We start from the raw sequence: 17,324 nt of genomic DNA, 5'->3' as shown, positions 1-17,324 counted from the left end.
CCCGTGCCGGACGTCCCTGTGGCGCTGTCAGTCCTCGCCGTAGCGGGGGTCCACTGTCTCCGGTGTCAGGCCCAGTAGCTCGGCCACCTGCTCTACGACGACCTCGTGGACCAGGGCTGCTCGATCGTCCCGGCCCTTGGTGCGGATCTCCACCGGGCGGCGGTAGATGACCACCCGGGCGGGGCGGCCCTCGCGGGCGGGGATGGTGCCGCCGAGGGGGACCGCCTCGTCGTTCCAGGTGCGGCCGGGGCCGTCCAGGTGGGGGACCTCCAGGACCAGGAAATCGATGTCGGCCAGCTGGGGCCAGCGGCGTTCGAGGCGCTCCACCGAGTCCTGCACCAGATCGGCGAAGGCGTCGGCGCGGCTCGCGGCGAGCGGGACCTGGGGAGGTGCGATCGGGCCGCGCATACCCCGACCGTGGCGATCACGGCGGCGGGGCCCGGGGCCGACGGCACGGGGCGGTACGGGGGTGTCCATCACTGGTGAAGGGTAGTCCCCGTGCCGGGCACATGGCGGATACCGGGGGCGTGGCCGGGACGACGTCCACCCGCTCGTACGGCATGTCGGCAGATGACCATTCCAGCCAAGGTTGGGCTCGTTTCCGTATCTCTCCGAGACCGTCGAGCACGAGGTTATTGATGTGGTTTGTGGCGAGTGGTGACCGGTTGTGAGTGCGTTCGGAATCTCGGCAGCGGGTTCCCGTGCAGGTCACTGGCGTGGGGTGAAAGGGGCGTGTGGGGTGTTTCACAACACGACACGGTGGGGTGACCTGGGGGAGAGTCGTCGCGGCCCGCTCAAGAGTGCGGTACCGTCCAACGTCGTGAGCCCTGTACGTCGCTGTTCGCGCACCGCTTGCGGCCGTCCCGCCGTAGCGACGCTGACGTACGTCTACGCCGACTCGACCGCGGTCCTCGGCCCGCTCGCCACCTACGCCGAACCCCACTGTTACGACCTGTGCGCCGAGCACTCCGAGCGCCTCACCGCCCCTCGCGGGTGGGAGGTCGTGCGGCTGTTGGACGGTTCGGCTCCGGCCCGCCCCAGCGGGGATGATCTGGAAGCGCTTGCCAACGCCGTGCGTGAGGCGGCCCGCCCGCAGGAGCGGGCGGCCCAGGCCGGTGGGGGCGGGGCACGTGCGGTCGATCCGATGGAGGTCGCGCGGCGGGGTCATCTGCGGGTACTGCGGTCCCCCGACAACTGACCCCGGTTCCCGGGTCCCTGTTTCTCGTGTGTTTGTTTCGTGGAGTGACGCACAGGCATTGACGTGTCGTTGGCGCGGACACGACCATTCCGTATGCCGGAACGAGAAATCGCTTTCGCATCGCGGAATCCGGGGAGGCGCCCGTGTACGTCCAGGAACTGGAACCCGTCGCCGGCTCGCTGGGCCTGTCCGCCCTCGTCGCGGCGCTGCCGCTGGTGATCGTCCTCGTCCTGCTGGGCGGCGTGCGGATGAAGGCACATCTGGCGGGGCTCACAGGGCTTGTGGCGGCCGTTCTGGTCGCCTGGCTCGCGTACGGCATGCCGCTTGGTCAGACGCTCTCCAGCGCCGCCCAGGGGGCCGTCTTCGGGGTCTTCCCCATCCTGTGGATCGTCGTCAACGCCCTGTGGGTGTACCGGATGACCGTCCGGACGCGCCATTTCGACATCCTGCGACGGTCGTTCGGGCGGCTCTCGGACGATCCGCGCATCCAGGCGCTCGTCGTCGCCTTCTGCTTCGGCGCTCTGCTGGAGGCGCTCGCCGGGTTCGGGGCGCCTGTCGCGATCTGCTCGGTCATGCTGGTGGCGCTCGGGTTCGAGCCGGTGCGTGCGGCGGTCGTCGCGCTGGTCGCCAACACCGCGCCCGTGGCCTTCGGCGCGATGGGCACGCCGGTGGTGACACTGGCTCAGGTGACCGGGCTGCCGCTGGATGTGGTGGCGTCCGTGGTGGGGCGTCAGACACCCTTGCTGGCCCTTGTCGTGCCGCTCGTGCTCGTCGGGCTGGTGGACGGGCGGCGGGGGCTGAGGGAGACCTGGGTGCCCGCCGTGGTGTGCGGAGTCGCCTTCGCCGTCGCCCAGTTCGTCGCCTCCAACTACGTCTCCGCGCAACTCGCGGACATCGGCGCCGCCTTGGCCGGCGCGGGCGCCCTGGTCGCCGTACCGCACGCGCGCGTGCCCGCCGCCGAGGCCGTACGCGCGTCGGTGCTGACCGGGGCGCGGAGCGAGGAGTTGGACGAGGACGACCCCCCGCGGGAAGTCGTGCGTGCCTATGCGCCGTACGCGTTGATCGTCGTGATCTTCTCCGTCGCGCAGATCCCTGTGGTCAAGGACTGGCTGGCCGGGGCGACCCAGACGTACGACTGGCCCTTCCTGAACGTCGCCGGCCCGGACGGGGAGCCGGTCGGCGGGAATGTCTTCAGCTGGCCCATCGTGTCCACCGGCGGCACGCTCGTGCTGCTCGCCGGGGTGTGCACGGCGGTCGTGCTCGGGGTGCACGCGCGCGTGGCGGTCAAGGAGTGGGCGGCCACCGTCCACGAGTTGAGGTTCGCCATCCTGACCGTGACGTCCGTGCTGGCGCTCGCGTATGTCATGAACCTCTCCGGGCAGGCCGCCACCATCGGGCACTTCGTGGCGGCGGCCGGCGCCGGGCTCGCCTTCCTGTCGCCGGTGCTGGGCTGGTTCGGCGTGGCCGTGTCCGGGTCGGACACCTCGGCCAACGCGCTGTTCGGCGCCTTGCAGGTGACGGCTGCCCGGGAGTCGGGGCTGTCGCCGGAACTCCTTGCCGCCGCCAACAGTTCAGGAGGTGTGCTCGGCAAGATGATCTCGCCGCAGAACCTCACCATCGCGTGCGCCGCCGTGGGGCTCGCCGGCCGCGAGGGGGACCTGCTGCGGCGGGTTCTGCCGTGGAGTCTGGGCCTGCTGCTGGTGATGTGTCTGATCGTCGTCGGACAGAGTTCACCGGTGCTGGCCTGGATGCTGCCCTGACGTCCGCGCCGACCTGAGATGACGGCTCGGGGTCCACTCAGTGGCCACGCGGCGCAATGTCAGGGCGGGCGGGTAGTTTGGGGTGACCGACAGGACTTTCAGGAGGGTTGGCCGTGGCCGCTGATCTGTCACAGCTCGTGAAGGCGTACGACGTGCGCGGGGTCGTCCCGGACCAGTGGGACGAGCCGCTGGCCGAGATCTTCGGGGCCGCCTTCGTGGAGGTGACCGGCGCGAGCGCGATCGTGATCGGCCACGACATGCGACCCTCGTCGCCCGGCCTGTCCCGCGCCTTCGCGCGCGGAGCGGCGGCCCAGGGCGTCGACGTCACCGAGATCGGACTGTGCTCGACGGACCAGCTGTACTACGCCTCGGGCGCGCTGAACCTGCCCGGAGCGATGTTCACGGCCTCGCACAACCCGGCCCAGTACAACGGCATCAAGATGTGCCGCGCGGGCGCGGCCCCCGTCGGCCAGGACTCCGGCCTCGCGCAGATCCGCGAACTCGCCGAGCGCTGGAGTGAGTCGGGCGCCCCGCAGCCGGCGGCGACGCCGGGAACCATCACGCAGCGGGACACGTTGGAGGACTACGCGGCCCACCTCCGCTCCCTCGTCGACCTGACCTCCATCCGCCCCCTGAAGGTCGTCGTCGACGCGGGCAACGGCATGGGCGGCCACACGGTCCCCACGGTCTTCGCCGGCCTGCCCCTCACGCTCGTCCCGATGTACTTCGAGCTCGACGGCACGTTCCCGAACCACGAGGCGAACCCGCTGGACCCGGCGAACATCGTCGACCTCCAAAAGCGCGTGCGCGAGGAGTCCGCCGACCTCGGTATCGCCTTCGACGGCGACGCCGACCGCTGTTTCGTCGTCGACGAGCACGGCGCCCCGGTCTCCCCGTCCGCCATCACCGCCCTGGTGGCCTCGCGCGAGCTCGCCAAGCACGGCGGCAAGGGCACGATCATCCACAACCTGATCACGTCCTGGTCGGTCCCGGAGGTCGTCGAGGAGAACGGCGGCACCCCGGTCCGCACCCGCGTCGGCCACTCCTTCATCAAGGCCGAGATGGCCAGGACCGGCGCCATCTTCGGCGGCGAGCACTCCGCCCACTACTACTTCAGGGACTTCTGGAACGCCGACACGGGCATGTTGGCCGCCCTCCACGTCCTGGCGGCCCTCGGCGGCCAGGAGGGCCCCCTCTCGCAGCTCGTCGCCCAGTACGACCGCTACACGGGCTCCGGTGAGATCAACTCCACCGTCGCCGACCAGGCGGGCCGCCTCGCGGCCATCAAGGCCGCGTACGAGGGCCGGGAGGGCGTGCGGCTCGACGAGCTCGACGGCCTGACCGTCACGGCCGCCGACTGGTGGTTCAACGTCCGCCCGTCCAACACGGAGCCCCTGCTCCGCCTGAACGCGGAGGCACGCGACGAGGCGACGATGGCGAAGGTACGGGACGAGGTGCTGGGCATCATCAGGGCCTGAGCCAGGGGCTCTGCCTCTCAGGCGACGGTCCCCCTCCAGCGCCGGCCGGCACCATCCAGCCCGTCCGGCGTTTGAGGACGAGGCCCGTCAGGGCCGGAAGCGGGGGTCTGGAGGATGGGACGGGTAGGGCGGCGGGGCCGAATCCCCCGACGGCAACCACAGCGCCGCCCGAACCCACCGCACCCACCCCGCTCAACCCCGGCACCCCGCACCCACCCCGCTCAACCCCGGCACCCCGCCCCCACCCCGCTCAACCCCGGCACCCCGCCCCCACCGGCGGTACGCTGACCAGGCACATCCGCCCACACGCGCGTACCGCACAACCCACCCCAGAAGGGACCCGTCATGCCGCTGGAAGCCGGCCTCCTGGAGATCCTCGCCTGCCCCGCCTGCCACGCCCCGCTCAAGGAGCAGGACACCGAGCTGATCTGCACCGGCCAGGACTGCGGCCTGGCGTACCCCATCCGCGACGGCATCCCCGTTCTGCTCGTGGACGAGGCCCGCCGCCCGGCATAACGCGGCACCACGGTCACCGGCGACGGACTCCAGCCCCGGCACGGAGCGCCGCCGACCGACCGGCGCCACGACGACCAGGGCCACCCCGAGTCGACCAGCCGCCGGGCACAGCAGCCGGCGCAACAGACAGCTTCGCCACCGCTTGAGGGAAACCGGGCTCCCACCAGGAAACCGGCCCGTACAAGGAATCGAGCCCCCCACAAGGGAACCCGCCCCCCAGCAACCCGCCCCCAACAGCCCCCGCCCGAGCACCCCCGGCGAACAACCCCCTGGCGAACACCCCCCCCCCGCAAGACCTCGCCCCCACCCACCCCGGCGATCGGAGGCTGCCGCACATGCTCGACGAATCGCTGCTCGACAGGCCGGAGGCGCTGGCCGAGGCCGACCACCGTGCCCTGCTCCGCGGCGCGGCCGAAGCCGGCGCCCGCGTCCGCACCGCCACCCGGCATGCCGCCGAGGCCGGCGTCCACGAGCTCAAACCCGACGGCCGCCCCCGCGCCATCCTCATCGCGGGCCCCGGCGCCGCCGCCATCTGCGTGGCCGACCTCCTCGGCACGCTCGCCGGCGCCACCGGCCCCGTCACCCGTCTGGCTCCCTCCGGCGTCGCCCCCGCCGCCGGCGCCCTGCGCTGGGAGCTGCCCGGCTGGGCCGGCTCCGTGGACCTGCTGCTGATCACCACCCCGGACGGCACCGAGCCGGGCCTGTCCCTGCTCGCCGAGCAGGCCTACCGCCGCGGCTGCACGGTCGTCGCCGTGGCCCCCGCCGGCACCCCGCTGACCGAGGCCGTGCACAGCAACCACGGCCTGTTCGTGCCGATGGCGACCGCCCCGTACGAGCAGGCCGAACCCCTCGCCGCCTCCGCCCCCGGCGTCCTGTGGGCGCTGCTCACCCCGCTCCTGGTGCTCCTCGACCGCACCGGCATGCTCGCCGCCCCGCCCGAGGCCCTCGACAAGGTCGCCGACCGCCTCGACCTCATCGCCGAACGCTGCGGCCCCGCCATCGCGACCTACAGCAACCCGGCGAAGACCCTGGCCGCCGAACTCGCCGACACGCTCCCGCTGATCTGGACCGAGGGCGTCTCCGCCGGCCCGGCAGGCCGCCGTTTCGCCGCAGCGCTGGCCGAGCTCTCCGGCCACCCCTCGCTCGTCGCCGAACTGCCCGAGGCCCTCGCCTCGCACAGCGCCCTGCTCGCCGGCCCGCTCGCCGCGAGCGCCGACCCGGACGCCTTCTTCCGCGACCGCGTGGAGGAGCCACCCGCCCTGCACGCGCGCGTGGTGCTGCTCCGCGACCGCCCCATCGGCGGTCTCACCGCCGCGCCCGCCGCCCGTGACCTGGCCCTGAGCCACGACACGCCGATCAGCGAACTGGAGCCGGAGGCCGGCGGCGAACTCGAGACCCTCGCCGAACTGATCGCCATCACGGATTTCGCCGCCGTTTACCTGGCGCTCGCCTCGGGAGCCTGATCTGTCCCAGGGCGCCCGGGCGGCCGTACACACGAGAAACCGTCGTACGGACGACGGTCGTATCGGAGCCGAACCGAACCCGCGTCCACCGAAGAGACCGCGAAGAGACGCCCCGAAGAGAACCCGCGCCGCACAGAGAGCAGACAGAGAACCGCATGGACCGCCTCGACAACACCATCCGCCCCTACGCCTGGGGTTCCACCACCGCGATCCCGAAGCTGCTCGGCGTCGAGCCGACCGGCGAACCGCAGGCGGAGATGTGGATGGGCGCGCACCCGGGTGCCCCCTCGCGCACAGGGCGCGGCACGCTCGTCGAGGTCATCGAGGCCGACCCGGAGCGCGAACTGGGCGCCGCGGCCGTAGCCAAGTTCGGCCCCCGCCTGCCCTTCCTCCTCAAGATCCTCGCCGCCGGCGCCCCGCTCTCCCTCCAGGTGCACCCCGACCTGGAGCAGGCGAAGGAGGGTTACGAGGACGAGGAGCGCCGGGGCATCCCGGTGGACGCCGGCCACCGCAACTACAAGGACGCCAACCACAAGCCCGAACTGATCTGCGCGCTCACCGAGTTCGACGGCCTGTGCGGCTTCCGTGATCCGCTCCGGGCCGCCGACCTGCTGGACGGCCTCGACGTCGACTCCCTCAAGCCGTACGTCGACCTGCTGCACGCCCACCCCGAGGACGCCGCCCTGCGCGAGGTGCTCACCGCGATCCTCACCGCCGACCCGGACGAGATGGCCCACACCGTCGCCGAGGCCGCGGCCGCCTGCTCCCGCCTCGGTGGCGACTACGCCCCGTACGCCGACATCGCCCACCACTACCCGGGCGACCCCGGCGTCATCGCCGCCATGCTCCTCAACTACGTCCGCCTCCAGCCCGGCGAGGCCCTGTTCCTCGGCGCCGGCATCCCGCACGCCTACCTGAGCGGCCTCGGCGTCGAGATCATGGCCAACTCCGACAACGTCCTGCGCTGCGGCCTGACCCCCAAGCACGTCGACGTCCCCGAACTGCTGCGCATCGTCCGCTTCGAGCCGAGCGACCCGGGCGTGCTGCGCCCGGAGGCGTCCCCGGACGGCGAGGAGGTCTACGAGACCCCGATCGACGAGTTCCGGCTGTCCCGGTACGTCCTCCCGGAGGGCACCCCGGCGCACGACCTCACCCGCGCGACCCCGCAGATCCTGCTCTGCACGGCGGGTTCCGTCCGCGCCGGCGAGCACGAGCTGACGCCCGGTCGGTCCGTCTTCGTACCGGCGGGCGAAAGGGCCGAAGTGTCCGGGGCCGGTACGGTCTTCCGGGCCACGGTCGTCGCCTGACCGAGGGCATCCGGCGACCCGGCGCGCCGATGTCGGACCGGGCTGCAACAATGGCCCACCGGCAAAGGACGGGCCAAGCCGAACGGGGGGTCACGGTCCCCCTCGGCGACGCCCTGGACGGCGTACGTACGAAGGCCACGAAGGCCTACGAAGGCTTACGAAGGCGAAGGGACAACGCGACACATGAGCGCGTCAGGCGGTACCAAGGCGATCGTGGCGGCACTCGCCGCCAACCTCGCGATCGCGGCAGCGAAATTCGTGGCGTTCGTGTTCAGCGGCTCGTCGTCGATGCTCGCCGAGGGCGTGCACTCGCTCGCCGACTCCGGCAACCAGGCCCTGCTGCTCGTCGGCGGCAAGAAGGCCAAGCGCGAGGCGACCCCGCAGCACCCCTTCGGCTACGGCCGTGAGCGCTACATCTACGCCTTCCTCGTCTCGATCATCCTGTTCTCCGTCGGCGGCATGTTCGCTCTCTACGAGGGCTACGAGAAGATCAAGCACCCGCACGACATCGAGCACTGGTACTGGCCGGTCGGCGTCCTCGTCTTCGCGATCATCGCCGAGACCTTCTCCTTCCGTACGGCCATCAAGGAGTCCAACGTCCTGCGGGGCAGGAAGTCCTGGAAGGAGTTCGTCCGCCACGCCAAGGCCCCCGAGCTGCCCGTCGTCCTCCTGGAGGACCTCGGCGCGCTGGTCGGTCTGATCCTCGCCCTGGGCGGCGTCAGCCTGGCCCTGCTCACCGGTGACAGCGTCTGGGACGGCATCGGCACCATCTGCATCGGCGTCCTGCTCGTCCTGATCGCGGTCGTCCTGGCCATCGAGACCAAGTCGCTGCTGCTCGGCGAGTCCGCGGGCGTCGAGGAGGCCAAGAAGATCGAGGCCGCCGTCGTCGACGGTGACACGGTCACCCGCATCATCCACATGCGCACGCTGCACATCGGCCCCGAGGAACTCCTGGTCGCCGCCAAGATCGCCGTCCAGCACGACGACACGGCCGCCGAGATCGCCTCCGCCATCGACGCCGCCGAGTCCCGCATCCGCGAGGCCGTGCCGATCGCCCGCGTGATCTACCTCGAGCCCGACATCTACAGCGAGGCCGAGGCAGCCAAGGGCGCCGACCGCGAGGCGACGCCCGGAGGACCGACGCCGCACGGCGACGGGCACTGACACCCGCTCACATGGAAGGGCTCCACCGGAATCCGGTGGAGCCCTTCTCTCATCCTGCGGCCGCTTCCTCAGACGCGCACCGCCCACGGCGGCGGGGGCGGCATCATGGCCCGCGCCCTCTGTCGTACGACGACCGCGGCGATCCCCAGACCGACCCCGACCAGCACCAGCAGCCCACCGAGGATCATCGCCGTCCCCACAACCCCTGGCACGGTGTAGTCCTCGAGTACGCGCCCCCGGATCGCGGACTCCGGCAGCGTCCCGCCCCGGTCGTCGAGGAAGGCCCGCGCGTCACGGGAGTTCGCGCGATGGTCGCCCAGCAGGAACAGCCGCCCCTCGGGGACGCGTACATCGTAGGAGGCCATGCCGAACCCGCGGCTGGCCTCCGGGTTCTTGAGATACGGCTCCTGCAGCGGCTCTCCGTTCACGGAGACGCGTGTGTCGGCGCCGGCTCCCGTGCAGCACGTCACGTGGTCGCCGCCCACGCCGATGACCCGCCCCATCACCAACCCGCCGAAGCCGTACCGGTCCGGCGCCGAGAACACCACGACGTCCCCGCGCCGCACATCGCTCCCGTCGACCCGCTCATAGACGATCCGGTCACCCGGCCCGTACGTCGGCGTCATGCTCTCGCTCGACACGACGGAGCCGCCGAAGGTGTGCCGCGCGTAGGCGAACCCGCCCAGCCCCAACAACAACCCCACCAGCCCCACCGCGACGGCTGCGATTCCCAGTCCCCGCCCCTTGCCCGACATCGCGTTCCTCCCCATGCGGCCCGTCCGCGGGCGCAGAGCGTAGCCGGTCCGGGCGACCGAGCCGTGCGGGCCCGCGCCCGGTCACGGACACGGGCCCGGCCGTGCGGCTAACCGACCTCGCGCAGCACCCCGACGACGGCCGCTTCGTCCGGGGCGGCCAGCAACCGCTCCCGGAAACCGGCGTCCATCAACTTCCGCGACAGCAGCGCCAGAATCCGCAGATGTTCATCGCCCGCGGCCGCCTCCGGTACGGCGATCATGAACACCAGCCTCGCCTTCGTACCGTCCAGCGAGCCCCACTCGACGCCCTGTGCGGACCGCGCGAAGCCGACGACCGGCGCGGTCACCGCATCCGTCTTGGCATGCGGGATCGCGATCTCCTCACCGAGCCCGGTCGTGCCGTGCGCCTCACGCCGCAGCGCGCACGCCACCAGCTCGTCCACGTCCGCGACCCTGCCGGTACGCGCCAGCAGCTCACCCATCTCCCGGATCGCGGACTCCTTGTCGGCCGCGTCGATCTGGACCTTCACGCTCTGCTGGGTGAGGTAACCGGAGAGGACATCGCCCAGGGCGGTCTCCGCGGCCGGACCACTGCCCGCGCTCTCTTCGGACCCCTCCGACGTATGCGCCGCGGACCCCTCCGACGTAGGCGCCGCCTCGGAACCCGCGGGCTTCGCGGGAGCGGCCGCGGGAGACGCACTCGCCCCGACCGCCCCTGACTCGGGTACGGCTCGCCGCGCCACGACGCCGCCGACGCCCGGCGCTCCGGCCCCCACCGCGACCGGCGCGGGCACGGACCCAGCCGTGCCGACGTCGCCGGACGGCTCCCCGCGCCGCCTGCGCTCACTCACGTCGACCAGGGCGACCGTGGCCAGCACGGTGACGACCGAGCCGATCACCACGGCCACGAAGAACATCGGTACGCCACTCACCGCGCCCAGCACCGCCACGATCGGCCCGCCGTGCGGCACCGCGTCCTCGACCCCGGCGACCCCGGCGATCGCACCGGCGACCGCGCCGCCCAGCATGTTGGCCGGGATGACCTGCGTGGGCCGCGCCGCGGCGAACGGGATCGCGCCCTCGGAGATGCCGAAGCACCCCATGAACAGCGAGGCGAGCCCCGTCTCCCGCTCCTGCTCGGTGTACAGCCGCTTCCGTATCAGCGTGGCCAGCCCCTGTCCCAACGGCATGACCGGGATCGCGGCCGCGCACATGCCCATGACCGTCTGGTTGCCGGTCGCGATGAGCCCGGCGCCGAACAGGAACGCCGTCTTGTTGACCGGCCCGCCCATGTCGAATGCGATCATGAGCCCGAGAACGGCGCCTAGCAGGATCGCGCTCGTGCCGGTCATCCCGCTGAGCCAGTCGGTCAGGTGCTCGAACACCCAGGAGATCGGCCGGCCGATGACGTAGACGAAGAACAGCCCGAGCGCCGTGGTCGCCACGATCGGGATCACGATGATCGGCATGATCGGCTGAGCGAACTTCGGGACCTTGACCTTCTTGATCCACAGCACCAGATACCCGGCGAGGAACCCGGTCACGATCGCCCCGATGAACCCCGCGCCCGCCTTGGAGTCGTACAGCTCCCCGGTGTTGGCGATCCAGCCACCGATCACGCCCGGCACCAGCGCGGGCCGATCCCCGATGGCATACGCGATGTAACCGGACAGAATCGGCACCATCAGCGTGAAGCCGATGACACCGATGTTGTTCACGTCCATCCAGAAGGAGTCCTTCGGGATGACGAGACCGCCCGACGGGTCGGTGTGCCCGCCGAGCGACAGCGAGATCGCGATCAGCAGCCCACCGACCACGACGAACGGGATCATGTAACTGACCCCGTTCATCAGTGCCTTGTACCCGACGCTCCGCTCCTTGCCACCGCCGTCCGCGGAGGCCGCGGACGCGGCGCCCGCCACGTGCACCGGCGCCGACATCACCCGCTCGATCAGCCGCTCAGGGTGGTGGATGCCCTCGGCCACCCCGACGGTCAGTACCCGCTTTCCGGCGAAACGGCTCAGGTCCACGTCCTTGTCGGCGGCGACGATGACGCCGTCGGCGTGCCTGACATCGTTGTCATCGAGCACGTTTTCAGCCCCGATGGAACCCTGGGTCTCCACCTTCATGTCGATACCGCGGCTCTCGGCGGCCCGCGCGAGCTTCTCCGCCGCCATGTACGTGTGTGCGATGCCGGTCGGGCACGCGGTCACCGCGAGGAGCTTCAACCGCTGCCGCTCGCCACCGCCGCTGCCCGTGGCCGGAGGGTCGGTCGGACTGGTCACGTCGATCTCCTAACGCCTTTGTCATGCGGAATCGCCGTCCCGGACGTCCCGCAAGATCGATCAGCTATCCCGATCTCCTGGGCATCCTGCACCACCTCGCCACAGCCTCAAAGGCCAAAAGATCCCCGAACGTCCTGTTCACCACCTCCGCCATCCGTTCGTTGGTGTCCTGTTATCGCCCGGCCCCCACCCTTGATGGCGCGATCTGTTCGAAGGCGGGCTGGGGGCGGCCGGGCCTCCCGGTGTAGCTTGGGACAGAGCCAGACGTCGCTGCTGATGGCGGTCGGGCGGTTCCGACAGGGACCGACCGAGGGAGAGAGGGCCTCCGACGGACTGCGCTGCGCGCACGCGGGCATGCCTGTGTCCTCTTCGGGCACCCCTGTGTCCGCCGCCGCGCAGACCAGCCGTACCCACCTCGACCCGATCCCGAGGAGCAGCTCGCAATGACGACTGTCGAGAACCGACAGGACTTCAAGGTCGCCGACATCTCCCTGGCCGAGTTCGGCCGCAAGGAGATCACCCTCGCCGAGCACGAGATGCCCGGCCTGATGGCGATCCGCAAGGAGTACGCCGAGGCACAGCCGCTGGCCGGCGCCCGCATCACCGGCTCCCTGCACATGACCGTACAGACCGCCGTCCTCATCGAGACCCTGGCCGCCCTCGGCGCCCAGGTCCGCTGGGCGTCCTGCAACATCTTCTCCACCCAGGACCACGCCGCCGCCGCGATCGCCGTCGGCCCCGACGGCACCCCCGACAACCCCCAGGGCATCCCGGTCTTCGCCTGGAAGGGCGAGACCCTGGAGGAGTACTGGTGGTGCACGGAGCAGGCCCTGACCTGGCCGGACAGCCCCACCGGCGGCCCGAACATGATCCTGGACGACGGCGGTGACGCCACCCTCCTCGTCCACAAGGGCGTCGAGTACGAGAAGGACGGCAAGGTCCCCTCGGTCGACACCGCCGAGAACGACGAGCACCGCGTCATCCTCGAGCTCCTGAACCGCACCATCAGCGACGGCTCGCAGAAGTGGACCCAGCTCGCCTCCGAGATCCGCGGCGTGACCGAGGAGACCACGACCGGCGTCCACCGCTTGTACGAGATGCAGCGCGACGGCACCCTCCTGTTCCCGGCGATCAACGTCAACGACGCCGTCACCAAGTCGAAGTTCGACAACAAGTACGGCTGCCGCCACTCCCTGATCGACGGCATCAACCGCGCCACCGACGTCCTCATCGGCGGCAAGACCGCGGTCGTCTGCGGCTACGGCGACGTGGGCAAGGGCTGCGCGGAGTCCCTGCGCGGGCAGGGCGCCCGCGTGATCGTCACCGAGATCGACCCGATCTGCGCCCTCCAGGCCGCGATGGACGGCTACCAGGTCACGACCCTCGACGAGGTCATCGACAAGGCCGACATCTTCATCACCACGACCGGCAACAAGGACATCATCATGGCCTCGGACATGGCCAAGATGAAGCACCAGGCGATCGTCGGCAACATCGGCCACTTCGACAACGAGATCGACATGGCCGGCCTCGCCAAGATCCCGGGCATCGTCAAGGACGAGGTCAAGCCGCAGGTCCACACCTGGACCTTCCCCGACGGCAAGGTGATCATCATCCTGTCCGAGGGCCGTCTGCTGAACCTGGGCAACGCCACCGGCCACCCGTCGTTCGTGATGTCCAACTCCTTCGCGGACCAGACGCTGGCCCAGATCGAGCTGTTCACCAAGCCCGACGCCTACCCGATCGGCGTGTACACGCTGCCCAAGCACCTCGACGAGAAGGTCGCCCGCCTCCACCTGGACGCACTCGGCGTGAAGCTCACCAAGCTCCGCCCCGAGCAGGCCGCGTACATCGGCGTCGAGGTCGAGGGCCCGTACAAGCCGGACCACTACCGCTACTGAGCCGAGCCACTGCCGATCCGAGCCGCTGCTGAGCCGAGCCGCCCGAGGCAGGTTGCCGGGCGGCGAGGCTCGCACGGCAGGCAACCTCCGGCGCCGGCGGTTCGCAGGACTTCCGGCATGCGCGGTCCGCACGGCGGCTTCCAGCGAGCGCGCCCGTGCACGGACGCGCTGTTCAGCAGCAGATCCTCCGAGGCAGGCCCCCGCACCCCCGTGCCGGGGGCCTGCCCCTTCGGCCCGTGTGGCTATCTTCGCCCTGTACTGCCGGATCAGCCCGTCAAGACCCAGGACCCCGATGCCCCGCGGCCGATATTCGCTCCACGATCCGCACGATCACACCCCCCTCGCTGACGAGCACTTCCAGTGCGCCCCAGGCCCTTCCGGCTGGCGCTACTTCTCCCAGCTGACCACCCCCACAGGCGATCACAGCGGCTCCGTCGACCTCACCCTGGACGAACTCGGCCGCCCCATCCGTCTGGAACTCCACGCCGGCGGCTGGCAGGTCCGCGGTGCCGCCCTGGACGGCGTCACCTGGGTCCGTACCGACCCCACCGGGGCTCAAGCCACCGAAGGCAATGTGCGCGCCCATGCCTTCACCGGGACTTCCCCCGCGTTCCTCATCGCCACCACACGTCTCCTAAGCCTCACCCCTTCCGTCTCCGCCACCCGCGTGCGCCTCCTGGCCTTCACGGAACCGGTCCTCGCCCCGCGCACTGTGGACCAGTCCTGGGCCTTGGTGAACAGACAAACACACGCCACTGACAACGGCCCTCTGACCGTGGACGAATACCAGGTCACAGCCCTGGACACGGGCGAGCAGCACGCCGTCCACATCGCGGGCGACGTGGTCCTCGCCGCCCCCGGCGTCGAGCTGGAGGACCTGGAATCGCCCCCGTCCACGTTCGCCTGACCGATACCCCCCGCCCTTGGACGGCGAGGCGCTACGCAGGCGGTACGAAGCCGGTGGAGGGCGGCCGGTCAGTCGGAGACGTGTCCCGCGGTGAGGCAGGCGTCTGCTGAGCCGCGTCCTGTCGCACAGGGGAGCGATCCTTCTCCGTCCGACTGGACGGCCGACTGCCGAGGGGAGCCCCCTCCCCGCCATATGCGCCGGACAGCGGCGGTGCGGCGGCAGGAGGCGGCGTGACCGGTGGACCGTATGCGTACGCGCCCGGCGCACCAACCGGAACCTCCGCACTGTTCACGGGGACGGCACCACCCGGCGCCCCGCCCGCAGCCGCCCCCTCACCGAAAGCGCGCCGTGCCTCCCGGGCCTGCCGCTCCTGCAGAACCGCCGCCAGATACGCCGCCGGCGGCACCCCCTGCGGTGCCGGAGCGCCTGTGCGCGCCGCGACGTCCCTCGCGAGCCGCTCCGCCATGGTCCAGCCGACCTGGGGGTCGAGCTGCTGCATCCGCGTCAGGTACTGGCGAATCGCGAGCCACAGACCATCGGGAACCGCCGACAGATCAAGCCCTGAGAACCGTCCGGCCAACCACGGCGGAGGCGGGGGAACGAAACCTGTCCGCGCGAGGGGCACCCGTTCCCGTACGACGAGAGTCCCGGCGAACACGTCACCGAGCCGCCGCCCGCGCGCGGACACCAGTGAAGCGATGACGGCCACGACGCCGAGCGTCATCAGAATCTCGATCACGCCGATGAGACCCCGTACCAGCGCGTGCCGGAACCGGATCGGACCGCCGTCGTCACGCACCACGCGCAGCCCGCACGCCAACTTCCCGAGCGAGCGCCCATGGCTGAGCGTCTCAACCGCGATCGGCCCGCCGACCAGCAACAGAACGAACATCGCGATCGACAGCGCGGTCTGCGCCGCCTCGTCCAGAGAAGCAGTGGCGGCCACCACACCGATGGTCACCGCGATGTAGGCGATCACAGCCACAGCCAGATCCAGCAGCACGGCAAGCGCCCTGCTGGGCAGCTTCGCGGGGCGCAACTCCAGCGCCACCGCCTCGCCCGTCACCAGCTCACTCACGCCGTTCGTCCTTCCCCTGACCTGCCTGTGGAGTTGCCAGTCTGCCAAGCTGTGGGCGCATCGCGCCGCAGTACGACAAGCTGACATCCACGACGAGTCGCCGACGAACAGCCGGGGAGCAGGAAAGCAGATGGACCTCGACGTCTTCGTCACCGCCCACCGAGCCGAGTGGGACCGCCTCGAAGCCCTGCTCGGGCGCCAGCGCCGCCTCACCGGCGCCGAGGCCGACGAACTCGTCGCCCTCTACCAACGCACCGCCACCCACCTTTCCCTGATCCAGTCCAGCGCCCCCGACCCCCAGCTGACCGGCCGACTCAGCCAGCTGGTGGCACGCGCGCGTAGTGCCGTGACGGGCACACGACGTGCCTCCTGGCGCGATGTCACCCGCTTCCTCGCCCACGGCTTCCCAGCCGCGGTCTACCGATCGCGCCACTGGTGGGTCCCCACGGCGCTCCTCTCCACCCTTGTCGCGGCCCTCCTGGGCTGGTGGATCGGGACTCATCCCGAAGTACAGGCCACCATCGCCGCCCCCAGCGAGCTGCGCGAGCTCACCCGCCCCGGCGGCCAGTACGAGACGTACTACTCCAGCCACCCCGCAGCATCCTTCGCGGCCCAGGTCTGGACGAACAACGCCTGGGCCGCCGCCCTCTGCCTGATCCTGGGCGTCTTCCTCGGCCTCCCGGTGCTCTGGATCCTCTTCCAGAACATGCTCAACCTCGGTGTCGGCATCGGGCTGATGTCCTCGGCGGGACGCCTGGACACCTTCCTCGGCCTCGTCCTGCCGCACGGTCTCCTAGAACTGACCGCGGTCTTCGTCGCCGCCGGCACAGGCATACGTCTCGGCTGGACCCTCGTCGACCCCGGCCCTCGCACCCGTCGCCAAGCCCTCGCCGAGGAAGGCCGAGCCGCCATAGGCATGGCGATAGGCCTGGCCCTGGTTCTGTTCGTCTCCGGCGCCATCGAAGGCTTCGTCACCCCGTCCGGCCTGCCCACCTGGGCCCGCATCACCACCGGCGTCGTCGCTGAACTGATCTTCCTCGGCTACGTCTATGTCCTCGGCGGCCGTGCCGCTCGTGCCGGAGAGACGGGCGACGTCGAGGCGGCCGAGCGCAGCGCTGCCGTCCCTACGGCAGCCTGATGTGCGGACACGCCTGCTGAACTGCTAGTCTCCTCTTCGCCCCACAAGAGCCGTTGACACGGAGCGAGTGGGGAGGTAGATTTACACAGTTGCCTGGAAGTGGATGTAGTCCAGCCGGGCAGGTGAGCAACCTATCTGCTTCAGCGGAACATCGATTCCCGAGAAGCCCCTCCCGATGATTCGGAAATGAGTGGCTGGTCAGTCCGGCCCGAAAGTTCTGATAAAGTCGGAGCCGCTGGAAAGGGAAACGCGAGAGCGGGAACCTGGAAAGCACCGAGGAAATCGGATCGGAAAAGGATCTGATAGAGTCGGAAACGCAAGACCGAAGGGAAGCGCCCGGAGGAAAGCCCGAGAGGGTGAGTACGAAGGAAGCG

14 protein-coding genes are annotated in these 17,324 nt (G+C 70.7%); 10 read left to right on the top strand and 4 right to left on the bottom strand.

Annotated features, from left to right (window positions below; translation table 11 throughout):
* Positions 1 to 27 precede the first annotated feature (27 nt).
* Positions 28 to 477: a metallopeptidase family protein gene (locus ABZ078_RS38135; protein ID WP_356583134.1), complete on the bottom strand. Its 450-nt coding sequence runs from the start codon at positions 475 to 477 to the stop codon at positions 28 to 30.
* A gap of 343 nt (positions 478 to 820) precedes the next feature.
* Here ABZ078_RS38135 and ABZ078_RS38130 point away from each other — a divergent pair, with 343 nt between their 5' ends.
* The 7 genes from ABZ078_RS38130 to ABZ078_RS38100 all read left to right on the top strand — a co-directional run bounded on the left by ABZ078_RS38130 (position 821) and on the right by ABZ078_RS38100 (position 8,886).
* Positions 821 to 1,198, top strand: a complete 378-nt coding sequence (locus tag ABZ078_RS38130; RefSeq protein ID WP_356583125.1) for a DUF3499 domain-containing protein — start codon at positions 821 to 823, stop codon at positions 1,196 to 1,198.
* A 143-nt stretch (positions 1,199 to 1,341) separates the two neighbouring features.
* Entirely contained in the window at positions 1,342 to 2,958 is a 1,617-nt protein-coding gene (locus tag ABZ078_RS38125; protein WP_356583124.1) for an L-lactate permease, read from the top strand.
* Positions 2,959 to 3,071: 113 nt separating this feature from the next.
* A complete protein-coding gene (locus ABZ078_RS38120) occupies positions 3,072 to 4,436 on the top strand; it encodes a phosphomannomutase/phosphoglucomutase (RefSeq protein ID WP_356583123.1) in 1,365 nt (454 codons plus the stop codon).
* Between the two features lie 345 nt (positions 4,437 to 4,781).
* Positions 4,782 to 4,952: a Trm112 family protein gene (locus ABZ078_RS38115; protein WP_086773532.1), complete on the top strand. Its 171-nt coding sequence runs from the start codon at positions 4,782 to 4,784 to the stop codon at positions 4,950 to 4,952.
* Between the two features lie 335 nt (positions 4,953 to 5,287).
* Positions 5,288 to 6,415 (top strand): SIS domain-containing protein, encoded by a 1,128-nt coding sequence (locus ABZ078_RS38110; protein WP_356583122.1) that lies wholly within the window; start codon positions 5,288 to 5,290, stop codon positions 6,413 to 6,415.
* 155 nt (positions 6,416 to 6,570) lie between these two features.
* Positions 6,571 to 7,722 (top strand): mannose-6-phosphate isomerase, class I, encoded by a 1,152-nt coding sequence (gene manA / locus ABZ078_RS38105; protein WP_356583121.1) that lies wholly within the window; start codon positions 6,571 to 6,573, stop codon positions 7,720 to 7,722.
* A gap of 183 nt (positions 7,723 to 7,905) precedes the next feature.
* Complete coding sequence (locus ABZ078_RS38100; protein ID WP_356583120.1) at positions 7,906 to 8,886, top strand: cation diffusion facilitator family transporter; 981 nt, start codon at positions 7,906 to 7,908, stop codon at positions 8,884 to 8,886.
* A gap of 68 nt (positions 8,887 to 8,954) precedes the next feature.
* On the opposite strand, the gene lepB is transcribed toward ABZ078_RS38100, so the two are convergent.
* Positions 8,955 to 9,641, bottom strand: a complete 687-nt coding sequence (lepB, locus tag ABZ078_RS38095; protein WP_356583119.1) for a signal peptidase I — start codon at positions 9,639 to 9,641, stop codon at positions 8,955 to 8,957.
* A 107-nt stretch (positions 9,642 to 9,748) separates the two neighbouring features.
* Positions 9,749 to 11,926 carry a fructose-specific PTS transporter subunit EIIC gene (locus ABZ078_RS38090; RefSeq protein ID WP_356583118.1) on the bottom strand — a complete coding sequence of 726 codons (2,178 nt, stop codon included), beginning with the start codon at positions 11,924 to 11,926 and terminating at the stop codon, positions 9,749 to 9,751.
* Positions 11,927 to 12,369: 443 nt separating this feature from the next.
* Here ABZ078_RS38090 and ahcY point away from each other — a divergent pair, with 443 nt between their 5' ends.
* Complete coding sequence (gene ahcY, locus ABZ078_RS38085; RefSeq protein ID WP_356583117.1) at positions 12,370 to 13,827, top strand: adenosylhomocysteinase; 1,458 nt, start codon at positions 12,370 to 12,372, stop codon at positions 13,825 to 13,827.
* A 292-nt stretch (positions 13,828 to 14,119) separates the two neighbouring features.
* Positions 14,120 to 14,734, top strand: coding sequence for a hypothetical protein (locus ABZ078_RS38080; RefSeq protein ID WP_356583116.1), 615 nt, complete (start codon positions 14,120 to 14,122; stop codon positions 14,732 to 14,734).
* 31 nt (positions 14,735 to 14,765) lie between these two features.
* Here ABZ078_RS38080 and ABZ078_RS38075 read toward each other — a convergent pair whose 3' ends face one another.
* Entirely contained in the window at positions 14,766 to 15,812 is a 1,047-nt protein-coding gene (locus ABZ078_RS38075) for an RDD family protein (RefSeq protein WP_356583115.1), read from the bottom strand.
* Positions 15,813 to 15,942: 130 nt separating this feature from the next.
* Between ABZ078_RS38075 and ABZ078_RS38070 the strand changes: the two genes are divergently transcribed.
* Positions 15,943 to 16,950: a stage II sporulation protein M gene (locus ABZ078_RS38070; RefSeq protein ID WP_356583114.1), complete on the top strand. Its 1,008-nt coding sequence runs from the start codon at positions 15,943 to 15,945 to the stop codon at positions 16,948 to 16,950.
* Positions 16,951 to 17,324: the final 374 nt, after the last annotated feature.

Origin of the sequence: Streptomyces sp. NPDC006385 (assembly GCF_040612485.1) — a bacterium.
Classification (GTDB): domain Bacteria; phylum Actinomycetota; class Actinomycetes; order Streptomycetales; family Streptomycetaceae; genus Streptomyces.
The sequence above is the reverse complement of the archived record's forward strand: the minus strand, read 5'-3'. Positions and strand labels throughout refer to the sequence as shown.

Excerpts from the sequence above, each read along its gene's own strand:
- ABZ078_RS38135 (WP_356583134.1), bottom strand. The coding sequence starts at position 477 with ATGGACACCCCCGTACCGCCCCGTGCCGTCGGCCCCGGGCCCCGCCGC.
- ABZ078_RS38115 (WP_086773532.1), top strand. The coding sequence starts at position 4,782 with ATGCCGCTGGAAGCCGGCCTCCTGGAGATCCTCGCCTGCCCCGCCTGC.
- ABZ078_RS38110 (WP_356583122.1), top strand. The coding sequence starts at position 5,288 with ATGCTCGACGAATCGCTGCTCGACAGGCCGGAGGCGCTGGCCGAGGCC.
- manA (WP_356583121.1), top strand. The coding sequence starts at position 6,571 with ATGGACCGCCTCGACAACACCATCCGCCCCTACGCCTGGGGTTCCACC.
- ABZ078_RS38100 (WP_356583120.1), top strand. The coding sequence starts at position 7,906 with ATGAGCGCGTCAGGCGGTACCAAGGCGATCGTGGCGGCACTCGCCGCC.
- lepB (WP_356583119.1), bottom strand. The coding sequence starts at position 9,641 with ATGTCGGGCAAGGGGCGGGGACTGGGAATCGCAGCCGTCGCGGTGGGG.
- ahcY (WP_356583117.1), top strand. The coding sequence starts at position 12,370 with ATGACGACTGTCGAGAACCGACAGGACTTCAAGGTCGCCGACATCTCC.
- ABZ078_RS38080 (WP_356583116.1), top strand. The coding sequence starts at position 14,120 with ATGCCCCGCGGCCGATATTCGCTCCACGATCCGCACGATCACACCCCC.
- ABZ078_RS38070 (WP_356583114.1), top strand. The coding sequence starts at position 15,943 with ATGGACCTCGACGTCTTCGTCACCGCCCACCGAGCCGAGTGGGACCGC.